12 protein-coding genes and 2 tRNA genes are annotated in these 14,648 nt (G+C 48.9%); 3 read left to right on the top strand and 11 right to left on the bottom strand.

Features of this window, described 5'->3' with window-relative positions; translation table 11 throughout:
- Positions 1–286: 286 nt before the first annotated feature.
- Positions 287–2,083 carry an acyl-CoA dehydrogenase C-terminal domain-containing protein gene (locus tag BV405_RS09940; protein WP_086480698.1) on the top strand — a complete coding sequence of 599 codons (1,797 nt, stop codon included), beginning with the start codon at positions 287–289 and terminating at the stop codon, positions 2,081–2,083.
- Between the two features lie 69 nt (positions 2,084–2,152).
- Here the strand turns inward: BV405_RS09940 and BV405_RS09935 are convergent, their stop codons facing one another.
- The 11 genes from BV405_RS09935 to bioB all read right to left on the bottom strand — a co-directional run bounded on the left by BV405_RS09935 (position 2,153) and on the right by bioB (position 12,581).
- A complete protein-coding gene (locus tag BV405_RS09935; RefSeq protein WP_086480697.1) occupies positions 2,153–4,000 on the bottom strand; it encodes an Lnb N-terminal periplasmic domain-containing protein in 1,848 nt (615 codons plus the stop codon).
- Positions 4,001–4,057: 57 nt separating this feature from the next.
- The gene (locus tag BV405_RS09930; protein WP_086480696.1) at positions 4,058–4,531 is read right to left on the bottom strand and encodes a DUF3015 family protein; all 474 of its coding nucleotides are present in this window, start codon (positions 4,529–4,531) and stop codon (positions 4,058–4,060) included.
- Positions 4,532–4,674: 143 nt separating this feature from the next.
- Positions 4,675–6,222 (bottom strand): lipoprotein N-acyltransferase Lnb domain-containing protein, encoded by a 1,548-nt coding sequence (locus BV405_RS09925; RefSeq protein ID WP_176330107.1) that lies wholly within the window; start codon positions 6,220–6,222, stop codon positions 4,675–4,677.
- 405 nt (positions 6,223–6,627) lie between these two features.
- Positions 6,628–6,712 (bottom strand) — tRNA-Leu (locus BV405_RS09920).
- Positions 6,713–6,864: 152 nt separating this feature from the next.
- Positions 6,865–6,949 (bottom strand) — tRNA-Leu (locus tag BV405_RS09915).
- Positions 6,950–7,060: 111 nt separating this feature from the next.
- The gene (locus BV405_RS09910; RefSeq protein ID WP_176330106.1) at positions 7,061–7,744 is read right to left on the bottom strand and encodes a DUF1826 domain-containing protein; all 684 of its coding nucleotides are present in this window, start codon (positions 7,742–7,744) and stop codon (positions 7,061–7,063) included.
- 121 nt (positions 7,745–7,865) lie between these two features.
- Entirely contained in the window at positions 7,866–8,561 is a 696-nt protein-coding gene (bioD, locus tag BV405_RS09905) for a dethiobiotin synthase (protein ID WP_086480693.1), read from the bottom strand.
- 63 nt (positions 8,562–8,624) lie between these two features.
- The gene (bioC, locus tag BV405_RS09900) at positions 8,625–9,455 is read right to left on the bottom strand and encodes a malonyl-ACP O-methyltransferase BioC (RefSeq protein WP_086480692.1); all 831 of its coding nucleotides are present in this window, start codon (positions 9,453–9,455) and stop codon (positions 8,625–8,627) included.
- The gene (locus BV405_RS09895; RefSeq protein WP_086480691.1) at positions 9,452–10,249 is read right to left on the bottom strand and encodes an alpha/beta fold hydrolase; all 798 of its coding nucleotides are present in this window, start codon (positions 10,247–10,249) and stop codon (positions 9,452–9,454) included. Before BV405_RS09895 ends, bioC begins: the two co-directional genes overlap by 4 nt.
- Complete coding sequence (gene bioF / locus BV405_RS09890) at positions 10,246–11,445, bottom strand: 8-amino-7-oxononanoate synthase (protein WP_245832290.1); 1,200 nt, start codon at positions 11,443–11,445, stop codon at positions 10,246–10,248. The genes BV405_RS09895 and bioF overlap by 4 nt, the downstream gene beginning before the upstream one ends.
- 11 nt (positions 11,446–11,456) lie before the next feature.
- The gene (bioB, locus tag BV405_RS09885; protein ID WP_086480690.1) at positions 11,457–12,581 is read right to left on the bottom strand and encodes a biotin synthase BioB; all 1,125 of its coding nucleotides are present in this window, start codon (positions 12,579–12,581) and stop codon (positions 11,457–11,459) included.
- A gap of 579 nt (positions 12,582–13,160) precedes the next feature.
- Between bioB and BV405_RS17670 the strand changes: the two genes are divergently transcribed.
- Both BV405_RS17670 and BV405_RS09875 read left to right on the top strand, forming a co-directional pair.
- On the top strand, positions 13,161–13,529 hold the full coding sequence (locus BV405_RS17670; RefSeq protein ID WP_217895620.1) for a ComF family protein: 369 nt from the start codon (positions 13,161–13,163) through the stop codon (positions 13,527–13,529).
- A 55-nt stretch (positions 13,530–13,584) separates the two neighbouring features.
- Entirely contained in the window at positions 13,585–14,625 is a 1,041-nt protein-coding gene (locus BV405_RS09875) for a serine/threonine protein kinase (RefSeq protein WP_086480688.1), read from the top strand.
- The last annotated feature ends 23 nt before the right edge of the window (positions 14,626–14,648 follow it).

Raw genomic sequence — 14,648 nt, 5'->3', positions numbered from 1 at the left:
AGACCTTAGAATAAAGCTGTTCCCCTTGACTTTTCTGCAGTTTGCACCGGCTCTATCTTGCGGCGCACAACGGCTGAAACCCGCATAAAACCTGAACTCGTAAGTCACGCAGCAAGCTGGCAGCTCAGAGTCTCATTCAGTAATATGACCAAAATTCAAAATCTGGTCGAATTTTTTCAGGGGCTTTCCCCGGATCAGATTCAGTAATCTCTGACTGTTTCAGCTAGGTTTCTATGATGCTGAAATGTATTAAAAGAATTAAGAGAACCAAGAGGAAGTAGGCCCCATGGCAAAATATAAAGCTCCCTTACGCGATATGCGTTTTGTTCTGAACGAAGTTTTTGAAGCTGATAAGCTCTGGTCTTCTATGCCGGCGACTCAGGAAGTTACCCCTGATCTGGTTGATGCGATTCTGGAAGAAGGTGCCAAGGTCAATGAAAACGAGCTGTTTCCTCTGAACCGCACCGGTGACGAAGAAGGCTGTCAGTTTAACGATGGCGAAGTAACCACGCCAAAAGGCTTTAAAGAAGCGTTCCAGCTGATGGCTGAGAGCGGCTGGATGGGTCTGGGCGGTAATATCGAATTTGGCGGTCAGGGCATGCCTAAAATGCTGACCGTATTGTTTGAAGAGATGCTGTACTCTTCAAATGCTTCTTTCGCTCTTTATCCGGCGCTGAACTCCGGTGCCACGCTGTGTCTGGATAACCATGCCAGTGACGAGATGAAAGAGCAGCTGCTGCCGCCTATGTATGAAGGTCGCTGGATGGGCACCATGTGTCTGACCGAGCCTCATTCCGGTACTGACCTGGGGCTGATCCGTACTAAGGCAGAGCCAAATGCTGACGGTTCTTACAAGATCAGCGGTACTAAGATCTTTATCACCGGTGGTGAACACGATCTGTCTGAGAACATTATCCATCTGGTACTGGCTAAACTGCCGGATGCTCCGGCGGGTTCCCGTGGTATCTCCCTGTTTATGGTACCTAAGTTCCTGATCAACGAAGATGGTTCTCTGGGTGAGCGCAACCCTGCATTCTGTGGTTCTATCGAGCACAAAATGGGTATCAAGGGTTCTGCGACCTGCGTAATGAACTTTGATGGTGCTCAGGGCTGGATGATTGGTGAGCCTAACAAAGGTCTGGCCTGTATGTTCACCATGATGAACTACGAGCGCCTGTCTATTGGTATTCAGGGCTTGGGTCTGGGTGAAGTTGCCTATCAGAGTGCTATGGACTTCGCTCAGGAGCGTATTCAGTCCCGTGCCCCAACTGGTGCTAAGTACCCTGAAAAAGCGGCTGACAACATTTTGGTTCATCCTGATGTTCGTCGTATGGCGCTGAATGTCCGTGCCTTCAACGAAGCCGGTCGTGCCTTTGCTTCTTATGTCGGTATGCAGCTGGATATGTCCAAGTATCACGAAGATGCAGAAGTTCGCCAGAAAGCAGGCGCACTGGTTGCATTGATGACGCCTGTGGCTAAGTCTTACCTGACAGACCGTGGTCTGGACTGCACCATCACTGCTCAGCAGATCTATGGTGGTCAGGGCTACATCCGTGAGTGGGGCGCAGAGCAGTATGTGCGTGATGCCCGTATCGCGCAGATCTATGAAGGAACTAACGGTATTCAGGCATTAGATCTGATGGGCCGTAAAGTTGTTGCCAACAAAGGCGAATACGTAAAACTGTTTGAGCAGGATGTGCGTAGCTTCATCGAAGCTAATGCGGATAACGCTCTGGTTCAGCCTTATCTGGAAAAACTATCAGCAGCTCTGGATACTCTGGTTCAGGTGACTGAAGGTGTTATTGAGAAGGCAGCTGCTAACCCGGAAGAGATCGGTGCAGCCTCTCAGGATTATCTGGATCTGTTCGGTCTGGTAACTTACGCCTACATGTGGGCTCGTATGGTATCTGTTGCTGCGCCTAAAGCGGCAGATGACACCAGCGGTTTCTACAGCTCTAAGGTGAAGGTTGCTAACTTCTTCTACGCCCGAGTACTGCCTAAGGCGGCGTCTCTGGCGGCTCAGGTTAATGCTGGTGCAGAAACTCTGATGGATCTGGAAGAAGAGCTGTTCTACGGTGAGTAATCGCTGAGAGCGGAATTCAATTGTCTGATCTGAAAACCGGCTGAGGTTCAACCTCAGCCGGTTTTTTGTTTAGAAGAGATAACCAAACTCGAAGGAAAGTCTGGTTTCATTGTGATGTTCCAGCTTTATTCTGTTATCCCAATTTTGGGGGCTAATATATCTGGCTTCAGCTTTCCAAATCAGGTTTTCCGATCTTTTGTTATCAATGCCTTTTAAATAGATAACGTCAAACTTTGGATGAATATAATCGTTGCTCTGAGATAAATATCCAAGGTTAATTCCCGCTGAAAACTGACTTTCATTCTGATATGGGGTGTTTATCTTTCCGATAAGATAGCTGTATAACGCTGATTGACCAAAATCTACGGTTTTACCGAACCCTCCGGTTCCCGAAGCCGTTAGGCAAGATTCGCAGGAAAAATCATAGGGGGCGATTATTGCAGATAGTTGCCATGAATAACCTCCATCACCCTTTAGGCCTGTTTTAGAGATATTGGGTGATTTGATATCAACAAGAGTTAGCTGGCGTAGATCTAAGCTACTTTCGTCAATGTCCATCTCAATCTTGAGCATTTCCAACCTAGAGTAAGGGATTCGTCCCTGGTTTTTAGAGAGTTGATCTGAATTGGCAACCCTTAAAGTTAGTGTGAGACCTGATAAGCTGTCTTCAAACCAAGAACTAATGGCTATCTTTGATGGCCTATCTCCAAGATGTGGCGGAGACTCTGCTTGATTTGTATTTTCAGTATTCCGAGCTTCTCTTCCGGACGGGGGGAGGCTGAATCGGTGTGTAATAAGTTTCTTTCTTACGGTTTTCCAATACTTTTTATTATCCTTATCAGCACTGGCCATATAAGTTGCATAGCTGATGCTCGCTTGTAACAGTTTTTCCGAAACAGTAGAAGTAAGTATTTTGAGCTCGAAATTAGCAAACTCTGAATAGGAAAGCTTTGTTAAGGTTTTTTTGTCGCTGCTTGATAATTGCTGAAGCTCATTTAAAAGCTGACTACTTCTTGATGGAATGTAGCTTATATTGCTAATAGCTCCTTGTTCATAAAGTTCCATAAATCCGTTAATTGGTATCACCCAGCCAGATTTACTTGGATGATCACGAACAATTGTCTTTCCAGAGGCATTCTCAATTGCCCTTGCAATAAAATAGGCACAATTTTCACTGGAAAAGAAATATTGGAAACTTTGCCCTCTAAGTTCCCAGAGGTGCTTTTGAAGCAGAAGTTGTTTTTTGGCTGATAGGCTGAGCTGGTAGAGCCAAAGATCTCTCAACTCCACCTGGCCGTATATGGTTTCATGTTCGTAAAGTTTTCCACTGGTAAATTGTGCCTGATAACCACCAAAAATCCCCTTTGTGATGTAGATTAAAGGGTTTTCGTTCTCTGGGGTTTCAGCTCCAAAGTTGACTACAGTATCGTTTAAGCCTTGTCCGGCCGTTTGTTGGTCAAATTTGATTAGGGAGTGTCCGTAATAAGACGCTGGGTTGCCAAAGTAGCCTGTAGCAAAAACGAGGCTGATGCTTTTGGTTTTTTCAGGTTTTGCCCATTCATTGAAATCTTTACATTCAGAGGAGATGTGGTATTCGTCAGGAATATTAAGCTTTTGAATAAGCCAGTCGGTACGAGCAATAAACTGGCATCGCAGTTTAATATTTTTCGTATAGATAGCTTTTAGTGCTTCAGATACCTCTGATGAAGGGGATTTGTAACCATTTGCCGAAATGAAGAAATCAGAGGAGGTGACTTTACTGAGGTATCCATCCGATCTCTTTTCGTAGAAAAGCAAACCTAACCACTCTTCGCTTTGCCAAATTTTGTTACTTTTTGCCCTTTTTTGTGCAGTTTCTAGGTCTATTGATAAAGCTGGATTGGATATGAAAAAAAGAAGTATTAGAAAGTAACGCATAGGTTTGAAGGGCCGGCAAAAATGCCGGCCTTAGCCTGCTGGTTTGTTGCTTAGAAATTAGCTGTTAGTGCAGTTTTGTGCTGCGCTGTTTACTACAGTGTTGTAGTAAGATTCAGCTTTCTCATTGTATGACATGGTGTCGAAGTTAGGAGAAGCTACAACTTTAGAGAAAGATTGGCGAATTGCAGCTGAAGCAGCCTGGGTTTCCGTTACACCGCAACCAGCAGTTTCCAGCATAGCATTCATATATTCACCAGAACCAAAAGCTGTTTCCTCTTCCAGCTTTGGATATGCCTTTTGGATATACACTGCAGTATTGTACTTTTTACCTTCACAGTTATCTTTACTGGAAGCTTCAGAAGAAAGTGCTGTTGTGCCTAGATCCCAAACTATGTTTGAGATTGCAGCCGCAGCTCGATTATCTTCAAAAATCATTGCGCCAATGCCGCATTCAGCCCATGCGTTCGCTTGAGCTTGCATTGAAAGGGTAGATGCTGCAGCAATCGCGCCTGCGATGATAATTTTTTTCATGTTTTAGTTCCTTTAAAATATATTCCAGCAGGTTGGCCGATAATACTGAGCATTTATTTTGATTACAATTAGCCAAAACCTTTATTTTGATGATTTAAATCTGGATTAAATGAAATAAAAAAGATTCTTTTTTGGTGTTTCTTCTATAAATAATGTTTCCAGACAAGCTGAGTAATATTCTCGCTGTCTTTATCGTGGGTTAAATGGCGATAACTCAGGACTAAGGCTTGCCCGCTAAAAGAGAAGGTTTGAGTGAACTGATAATCCTGTTGCCACTGATCTTGTTTGAGTCTCAGGGCAGAAGTTGTGAGTCGGGTTTTTAGCTTTCCGGTTGAGAAGGGTGAGCTGTAGAGGTAAGCACCTGCTTCTGGCCTGACATAGAGCCCGTCTGCATCATTCAAGGGGCGGTATCCTGCGTTGATCAATCCGAACAGATAAAGTGATTCTGTGAGCGGATAGGTTTTACCTACGCCAGCTTCGATATAACCGGTTTTTTGCCGTGTCAGTTTGGCATCGTAGAAGGGCTTATAACCCAGCTGCAAACGCCCGGATAGTTCGTCGTAAAGCCCTTTGTTTGGTGTGAGCTTCACTACCGAATAAAAATCCAGCTGTTGTAATTCTGTTCGGTTGTTGACGAGCTGATGTTCAAGCGTGATTCCTGCTATTTTCAGTTCGCTGTCACTAAAGCGACTGAGCTGATAATCCTCAAGGGTGTGAGATGTCGGCAGCCATTCAAGGGTGGCAACATCTCCAAGCCTCTTACTGATAGTAAAGCCAATATTTATCTGAGAGTCCCTGTTTTGTTTCGCCGGATAGGGAAAATCATCATCCGAAATCTGGTGATGCTGCCATCTGGAGGCGGCCCGAAGCTCACTTTGGCTGATTAGCTGGTTTTTCTCTGCAGCCTGAACAACATCCAGCGGACTTGTCCAATAGCTGACATCCAGCTCTGGTTGACTGATCTTCAGAATATTCGCGATCAAGGTTGCGCAGTTATAGCTATGGAACAGATAGTCCAAGCGTGTTTGTTTCAGCTCCCAGATATGATCGCGAATCAGCGGAAGATTTCTCTCCGGCAGGATCAGAGTAAAACTCCACACATCGCGCTGTTCGGTATTTTGGTAAAAGTCGAAATGCTCTTTCAGAGGTGTGATGGCCAGATAACCTTCCTTACCGCTGACCAGTGTCCGCCAGCCATCTTTCAGTAGCTTGATCTGTTCAAGATCGACGGAAAATGAGATGGAGTTTCGTGTTAGCCGCCCTTTGTTGTTGATACCTTCAGTGGCCAGCATGACATGCCCCATCATAGTGACTGGGCTTGAGACATCTGCAGAGGCGTAAACCAGCTTCAGCTGATCAAAAGGGACGTTTTCAACAAACTTTCGGTATTCCGGACAGATATTGAGCGGGTTTCTCACCGGAAGATCGGTATACGTTTGCATAAAGCGATAGCGAGCCGGGAAGCGACAGATAGCTCCCGGATTGTTTTGAAGATGTGCGTAGCTGGCAAGCCATTCATCTTCAGCTGAAAAATCTGATCCGCTTAAAATAAAGCTTTTATCGGTGATTTTCTGATTTGGCTCAGCGTTAATCAGAGCCTTCCAACGTGCTTTCTCATAAGCAGGTAGCTGTTGATAGAAGGTTTGTGCCTGGAGTGGTAGCGCAACGACCTGCTTTGGAAGTAAAAGCATAGACTGCGTGAATACACACAGTAAGAGTAGTGTACAGCCAGAAGCGCGGGTCGCAACCGAGCGATGAACGCTTTGTGTGCAGAAGGTCGTTGACTGAAAAAATAAGCGTGTATTCCCTAACAAATGCCGCATCTGTTGGTTCCTGTTGGCCAGACAGACTTTTTACGAGATATAAACCGGATAGGATTAGTATGGAGCCTGTTAGCTGATAACGCTTTTTGTATTTTACGCCAATGCTATAAGCTTTTTATTCAGTGCTCTTGGCTAACAGAGATAATTATCCACAAGGCAGTTTTATATTGAGGGTGTGGATAACGTATGGGGCGAGGGCTAGTCAGCGGAGAAGAAAAATCCCTAAGAAGGTTAATCTTAGTGATGATATTTAAGCTTGGGGGAAAATAAAGATGGTGCGGAAGGAGAGACTCGAACTCTCACACCTTACGGCACCAGAACCTAAATCTGGCGTGTCTACCAATTTCACCACTTCCGCAACTTGTGTCTGAAACACATCTGTATGCCTGATCCGAGGAGGTGATCTCGATTGATCGGCAATTGTCTGTTCAGGATTTGAAATGTAATCCTAAACCGTGCTGGGCCATCTTCAGTGACATCTTTAAGAAAGATGTCGGAGGGAAGAGAAGATGGTGCGGAAGGAGAGACTCGAACTCTCACACCTTACGGCACCAGAACCTAAATCTGGCGTGTCTACCAATTTCACCACTCCCGCAGCACGGAGCGTATTATAGTTAAGTGTTTTTTTCGGTCAAGCTAAAAGCGGAAAAAACAAAAAATTATTGTTCATCAATAAGATAAGCACACTCACATCACATCAGCACATTCACATCACATCAAGACTTAAAAAGAATCGGGGTGTTTCTTCACTGCATTCAGGAGATCTGTGTACGACACCCCGACCTTCATGCTCCGGCCAGGTATCACCTTTCATAATAATGACATCACCGGTTGAGGTTTGGTTTGGTGTTACATGCTTGGGATAGAGGCCGGATTGATGATCAGGCAGGCCGTTGCTGCCATGTCCCAACTTAGAGCGATCAACCCATTCAGCCGCCAGCCACTCTGTCCCCTGACCAATATAAGTACACACCATGCGGGCGCCGATTCGATCGACATGGAAGCGGGGACACATGGCTTGCTTCAATAAAGAGAGTCTCAATCCGACCTCTTCCATATCGAACAAGCAGGCAAACATATCGGCCAGGAGGACGACATCAGACAAAAAAGCATCCCGGTTAGGGTGATCCGGCAGATCCTGCTTAAGCTGTTTGAGTAACTCTTCCGGTTTGGTGATAAGGCGAACAGGAAGTAAGCGTCCGCGCTCTGTCAGCCATTGCACATAATTAAGGCAGGCTTCATCCAGATCTCTTTGCCAGCAGGTCAGGTGAACTTCAGGTTGATAGATCTCGGTGAGAATCAGCGGATCCTGATCCGAAAGATACTCAGCATCTCTGGTTATCTCTGATGGATTATCCGTGCTGGTAAAGATTGGTTGTTGTGCGGTCATCGTTGAATTCGATTCCAAAATGTTATGATGTAACATATCAAAAATTAAGAGGATCTCAACCAATAAAAAGCCCGCTTCTCAGAAGCAGGCTTTAGATGTAAATCTTATCGTTGGGTTTTATTTAGGCGCTTCCCAGCAGATATTTAACTGCAGCCTCCGGAATATGAGCCGCAGCGGCTTTCCAGTCACTGTTTTCGGTATAGGGGATTTCGGCCAGCAGTGGAGCCTGAATCATATGAGCCAACGTGGCGAGGTTTTCTTTATAACGATTCATGTCCGGATCGATCTGATTGGCGATCCAGCCTGCAATCTCAAGGCCATCGGCTTTGATCGCTTCAGCCGTTAACAGAGCATGGTTGATACAGCCAAGCTTCATACCCACGACCAAAATGACCGGCTGTTTCAGGTTTTTTGCCAGATCTGCCAGAGTTTCGCGACTGTTCAGGGGGACCCGCCAGCCACCGGCTCCTTCAATCAGCAGCAAGTCAGCCCGTGCCATCATGATGCCTCGGGCGAAACCCGCGCTGCGGGTAACACTCAGCTGAGTTCCGGCTTCCTGTGCTGCGATATGCGGGGCAATTGGCGGCTCCAGAGCGATAGGATTAACCATCTCGTACTCTTCCGGCTGATTCATCGCTGCCATAAGGCTGGTGGCATCGCTGTTTCGAAGGCCTTTTTCGGTCTGTTCACAACCGGCTGCCACCGGTTTATGGGTCAGAGTTTTAAAGCCAAGCTGGCCTGCGGCATGCAAAAGGGCGCAGCTGGAAAAGGTTTTACCCGCGTCGGTATCGGTTCCGGTTACAAAATAGGTCTTCATGGTCTGGCCTTATGAGCGGTTAAACAGGAAGCATGGGATAGGGAATAAATCAGGCGGATTATCTCAGGATTTACGGATCGACAAAATCAGTACCTGATAACTGACCGGTAAGCCCTCTGCTATGCGCTGGCTTTCATAAGCCTGCTTCAGTTTTAACAGGCTTCTGCGGCCGGTAAGGCCCGCTTCACCATCGTTATGATGAGCACCGACACCTTTGATTGAATCAAATACCGCACGAAGATCCGGATAGAACATCTTTTCGCAATATTCGTGGGTTGCTGTCAGCGTAAGACCTGAGCTTTTGATCGCACTTATCAAGGTGCTTGTTTCCGCAAACTGATTGATGTGAACCTTGTTATCCACCTGTGCCCAGCTTTGTTCCAGTTCGCACAGAGTGCCGGGCAATAGGGTGGCGATATGAGCTTCGCCACCGCTTCTAAGTGTTTTGGCGATGCTTGCAAACAGCGCCTGATAATCGTTGCACCATTGAATAGCCAGACTGGAAAAGATCAGGTCAAGGCTTTCTGCCGGAAGTGGCAGCTGTTCCGCATCAGCACACAGCCATTGAATGGCGTTATTACCCTCCTGCTGGCTGGCGTAGTTGAGCATGCCTTGCGCCAGATCCAGTCCGGTTACCTGTTGCGCCTGAGTGTGATCCCGCAGTCGACGGGTCCAGTATCCGGTACCACAGCCGATATCCAGTACGCTTTCAACAGCGGATTGTTCAGAGCCCGCAGGGCAGAGATCCAGAACTTTTTGCGCAATGCGCTTTTGTGCTTCTGCCAGCTGATCGTACTGACCGGCTGCTTTGCTGAAGGCATCGGCGATTTTGCTTTTGTCCCGGTTTTTTGGGAAGGCTGGAGACTTAACGGCCAGTGCTGTCATGGCATTCATACGGCTGATGCCTCCGGAATCTCTGCTTCCAGCAGGTTAAGGCGAGTGTTCAATGCCTCGGCTAGTTGTTGGCTTTGGCTTAACATCGGCAGATGGCCGCAGTCAGGCAGCAGCTGGCTGTTGTCCTGTTGATCAGCTATTGCTGCAGGCACCAGAGGATCGTTTTCGCCCAGTAACCACAGGGTTGGGCAGCCGGATTCTAACAGATCGCTGTATCTTCTCTGATCAAGCACCGCCAACGCGCTCAGGCCGTTGGCCAGTGTTTCTGCCTTGGCTGGCAGCTCTTTAGGAGATAGCTCTGCCAGCTGTTTTTTGACTGTTCGCAGATCACTTTCACCCTGCATCTGCAGCAGTTGGAAGCGCTTCAGGGTTTTCTCCGGCTGTGTATCAAAGCCCGAACGGAACTGGCTTAAAGTATCTTCCGCCATACCCATGCTGTCTTCGCGTTGCTGAAAGCTTGGGTTGCTGCATAACAGCGTAAGACTTTGCGGCAGTAGCTGCTTATGTTTCGCCAGATGGTGCGAGATCTCCAGCAGCAGGTTGCCGCCCAGAGACCAGCCCAGCCAGTGGGCATCGGTTGGCAGTTGCAGCTGAGCGATAACTTCCGGCAGTTGTGCCTTTTCACCCGCCCAATGGCACGGCTTGTCATCAGACTGATAGCCGGGCATTGATGGCGTCAGAATTTCGCGCTCCGGATTCAGTGCGTTTAAAGCGCTGACCAGAGGTTGCCAGATAGCCGGAGTTGCCCCCCAGCCGTGCAGTAAGACCAGAGGTCGACAGGTTTTCTGACTCATAACGTAACCTCCGGCAAACCCCGTTGTTGAGCGATTGTTGCCAGTGTGGCCAGCAGGCGATCAACCTGATCTGCGGTATGGCTGGCACTCAGGGTCACCCGCAGACGGGCGCTGCCTTTCGGTACGGTTGGTGGGCGGATCGCGGTTACCAGAAGTCCGGCGTTTTCCAGCTCACGGCTCCAGCTCAGGGTTTCCGCGTCATCGCCAATCAGAATCGGCTGGATCGCGGTTGGTGAATCCATTAGCGCTAGCCCCACTTGCTGGGCTCCGGAGCGAAACTGAGCAATCAGCTTATTCAGGTGTTCTCTTCGTTCCGGTTCCTGCTGTACCAGCTGTAAGCTGGTACGGGTTGCTGCAGCCACCGCCGGTGGAATGGCGGTGGTGTAAATATAGGGGCGGGCAAACTGAATCAGGGTTTCGATCAGGGCGTCACAACCGGCAATAAAAGCGCCACTGGTGCCGATCGCTTTGCCTAATGTGCCCATCAGAATGGGCACTTCATTCTGGCTGAAGCTGGCACCGATACCCTGACCCTTATCGCCCAAACAACCAAAGCCGTGGGCATCATCCACCATCAGCCAGGCGCTATGTTGCTGACAAGTGTCGATCAGAGGCTGCATTGGCGCACAGTCACCATCCATACTGAAAACACCATCGGTGACGACGAGCTTACGTTCAGAGTCCGTCATGCTCAGCAGGCGGTTCAGGTGTTCAGCATCGTTATGCTGATAGCGCTTAAAACGGGCACCGGAGTGCAGGCCGCCATCCAGCAGGGAGGCGTGATTTAAACGGTCCTGAAACACGGCATCGCCCTTGCCGACCAAAGCCTGAATCGTGCCCAGATTGGCCATAAAGCCAGTGGAGAAAAGAATAGCCCTGTCCCGTCCGGTAAAAGCAGCCAGCTCCTCTTCCAGAGCATGGTGCTGGGCGCTATGGCCGTTAACCAGATGGGAAGCACCACTGCCGACACCGTATTGGCTGGCCGCCTGCTGAAAGCGTTCGATCACTTTGGGATGATTGGCCAGACCCAGATAGTCGTTGCTGCAGAAGGTCAGCAGTTCGCGGCCGTCCACCTGCGTCACAGGTGTTTGCGGGCCTTGCAGGGTACGGCGGGAGCGGTAGAGGTGCGCCTCGCGGCGCGCCTCCAGTTCAGGTTGCAGTGCTTCTGATAGCAGATCGGTTGCTTGAGCTGTCACAGAGCAGAGCCTTAAACCACCAGGCCACAAGGCTTGCGTTCACGACCTGCAGCTTCACCGGACGTTGCCTGAGAGGCATCGTAGAACATTTCGCTGTTCTTCTGATCGGTGATCGCTTCTTTCAGTGCGGCTTCATGGGTTGCTTCATCAACTGGTGCTTCACGACGCTCAGGGTGGATGCCCAGACGGGTGAGCAGCTGGCGGTCTTTATCGGCCTGCGGGTTGGCGGTGGTCAAAAGGCGCTCGCCATAGAAAATAGAGTTGGCACCGGCAAAGAAGGTCATCGCCTGCATCTCATCGCTCATCTCTTCACGACCTGCAGACAGACGAACATGGGATTGCGGCATCATGATGCGGGCAACCGCGATGGTACGAACGAAATCGATCGGATCCAGATCTTCCACCTGATCCAGCGGGGTACCTTCCACTTTAACCAGCATATTGATCGGCACGCTTTCCGGATGCGGTTTCAGGTTCGACAGCTGGATCAGCATCTTGGCGCGGTCGGTTTCCTCTTCGCCCATACCCAGAATACCGCCGGAGCAGATTTTCATACCGGCATCACGCACGTGAGACAGGGTATCCAGACGATCCTGATAGCTGCGGGTGGTGATGATCTGGTCGTAGTACTCAGGAGAGGTATCCAGGTTGTGGTTGTAGTAATCAAGGCCTGCGGAAGACAGCTCTTTGGCCTGATCTTTATCCAGCGCACCCAGAGTCATACAGGTTTCCAGACCCAGAGACTTCACGCCTTTTACCATCTCCAGCACAACCGGGAAGTCTTTTTTGCTAGGGGATTTCCAGGCGGCACCCATGCAGAAACGGCTGGCACCGGTTTCTTTGGCGGCTTTAGCCTGTTGCAGTACTTTCTGCACTTCCATCAGCTGCTCTTTGGCAAGGCCTGTGTTGTAGTGGCCGGACTGCGGGCAGTACTTACAGTCTTCCGGGCAGGCACCGGTTTTGATCGACAGCAGGGTGCTGACCTGTACCGCGTTCGGATCAAAGTTCTCACGATGGATGCTGTGGGCTTTAAACAGAAGATCGTTCAGTGGCAGAGCGAACAGTGCTTCTACCTCCTGCAGAGACCAGTCGTGACGAGGTGCCGTGGTGGATGCTGCCGCAGTGGATGCTGTCATGGAAATTCCTGTGCTAAATTCAAAACCATTCGATGGTGAGATCATAGCGGGCAGAGGGAAGCTGTCAACCTTGTTTTGTTTTCATGGTTTACCGTAAACCTGTTTTCGCCTTTAGGGTAACGCAGTGATTGACCGAGGGTTTGGGGGCTGGGCTAATAGGTGTCATGGATGATAGATATGCTGTGGAATAGAATCAGGTCAGAGTGTTTACCGGGGTTGTGTTTGCTGTGTCATGGCCGTTGCGCTCAGAGCTTTGACAAGGGTAGAGAGAAAATCGACAGTGCCAGTGGTCTGCTTTGTGAAGGCTGCTTAAATAGCTTATTGGTCAACGGTGCCTCCTGTTATTGCTGTGCCGAGCCTCTGTCGCAGGACGGAGAGGATGCATCTCAGAAGCTAATGTGCGGTCGCTGTCAAAAGCGGCAGCCTACTTATGAGCGGATCATTAGTCCCTACCTTTATCAGGAGCCGTTGAGCCTCGTTATCCAGCGGTTTAAAAGTCAGGGCAGCCTGCTTTATTCCCGTCTTGTGTCGTCGCTTTTAAGTGATCATCTAAAAGCAGAGATCATATCCGAGCGGCTATTGCTGCCAGATCTTATCCTGCCCGTTCCGACCCATTGGCGCAGTCGCTTCAAACGGGGCTTTAATCCGGCTGCTCAGCTTGCAGATTTTATAGGCCGATCACTGGATATTCCGGTTCAGATGAGTTGGCTGAAAAAAGTGAGGTATACCCCGCCGCAACATGAGCTCAACCGTCGTCAGCGTTTAAGTAATCTGACCGCAAGTTTCGAGTTATCCCATAGAGCAAAACTGGAAGGTTGTTCTGTCGCAATAGTCGATGATGTGGTCACCACAGGTGCAACAGCGGATGTTATTGCTGAGCTGTTAAGGGATAATGGCGCCCGTTCGGTTCAGGTATGGGCACTAGCCCGGACTCCTTCCCGGCGATAACACTTTATTTATGGTTAGTTTTATTTGCGGTTAGTTTCTGACAAAGGCGGTCATCATGTCACAGCACGATCATTCAGCTTCTGAAGCGGCTCTTGCGCTTCAGGCGACTCCTTATTATCAACTCAACCCTGATCGTGTTATGGATGCTGTGGAGTCATTGGGCTTTTACTGTGATGGCCGGGTGATGGCGCTGAACAGTTATGAGAACCGTGTCTTTCAGGTTGGTATTGATGATGGTCAGCCTTTAATCGCTAAGTTTTATCGTCCTAACCGCTGGACCGATGCGCAGATACTGGAAGAGCACAGCTTTGCTCTGGAGCTGGCTGAGGCGGGTATGAATGTGGTTGCGCCCATTCTGCATAATGAGGCAAGTCTGCATCGTTTTACAGGAACCGGTGGTGAAGAATATCGCTTTGCACTCTTCCCCCGTAAAGGTGGTCATGCGCCTGAGCTGGATAATGAAGATCACCTGTTTGAGTTGGGGCGTTTTCTGGGGCGATTGCACAGCATTGGTGTGGTTAAACCATTTCAGCATCGTCCGGAACTGAATGTCGCTGACTATGGCCGTATTGGTCAGCAGGAAGTACTCAAAAGCGGGCTGTTGGAATCCTTTGAAGGGCGCTACCGCAGCCTTACGGATGAGCTTCTGACGGAATGTGAAAAACGGTTGCAACAGACTGATGCCCCTCTGATTCGTGTTCAGGGAGACTGTCACAGCGGTAATATGCTTTGGCGTGATAATGAACTCATGCTGTTGGACTTTGATGATTGCCGCATGGCCCCTGCGATGCAGGATATCTGGATGCTGTTATCCGGTGATGCTCTTCAGCAACAGCAATGGTTGTCGGAAGTGGTAGAAGGTTACGAAGAATTTCGTGAGTTTCCCCGTCAGGAACTGGCTTTAATCGAGCCGCTACGCACCCTGCGCATTATCTATTACAGTGGTTGGTTGGCGCAGCGTTGGGAAGATCCGGCTTTTAAAGCGGCATTCAGTCATTTTGGTGGAGCTAATTGGTGGCAGGAGCATATCAATAGCCTTGAGCAACAAAAGGCTCTGTTGGCACAACCTCCCATTGCGTTAAATCCTTACCTGTAAGGGGTAATGCTCTAAAGCTCAGA

This window comes from Oceanospirillum sanctuarii, assembly GCF_002150805.1.
Classification (GTDB): Bacteria; Pseudomonadota; Gammaproteobacteria; order Pseudomonadales; family Halomonadaceae; genus Oceanospirillum; species Oceanospirillum sanctuarii.
This window is presented reverse-complemented; position numbering and strand designations above follow the sequence as displayed.

Coding starts and splice junctions, on each gene's coding strand:
- BV405_RS09940 (WP_086480698.1), top strand. CDS start 287: ATGGCAAAATATAAAGCTCCCTTACGCGATATGCGTTTTGTTCTGAAC.
- BV405_RS09935 (WP_086480697.1), bottom strand. CDS start 4,000: ATGCGTTACTTTCTAATACTTCTTTTTTTCATATCCAATCCAGCTTTA.
- BV405_RS09930 (WP_086480696.1), bottom strand. CDS start 4,531: ATGAAAAAAATTATCATCGCAGGCGCGATTGCTGCAGCATCTACCCTT.
- BV405_RS09925 (WP_176330107.1), bottom strand. CDS start 6,222: ATGCTTTTACTTCCAAAGCAGGTCGTTGCGCTACCACTCCAGGCACAA.
- BV405_RS09910 (WP_176330106.1), bottom strand. CDS start 7,744: ATGACCGCACAACAACCAATCTTTACCAGCACGGATAATCCATCAGAG.
- bioD (WP_086480693.1), bottom strand. CDS start 8,561: ATGAAGACCTATTTTGTAACCGGAACCGATACCGACGCGGGTAAAACC.
- bioC (WP_086480692.1), bottom strand. CDS start 9,455: ATGAATGCCATGACAGCACTGGCCGTTAAGTCTCCAGCCTTCCCAAAA.
- BV405_RS09895 (WP_086480691.1), bottom strand. CDS start 10,249: ATGAGTCAGAAAACCTGTCGACCTCTGGTCTTACTGCACGGCTGGGGG.
- bioB (WP_086480690.1), bottom strand. CDS start 12,581: ATGACAGCATCCACTGCGGCAGCATCCACCACGGCACCTCGTCACGAC.
- BV405_RS09875 (WP_086480688.1), top strand. CDS start 13,585: ATGTCACAGCACGATCATTCAGCTTCTGAAGCGGCTCTTGCGCTTCAG.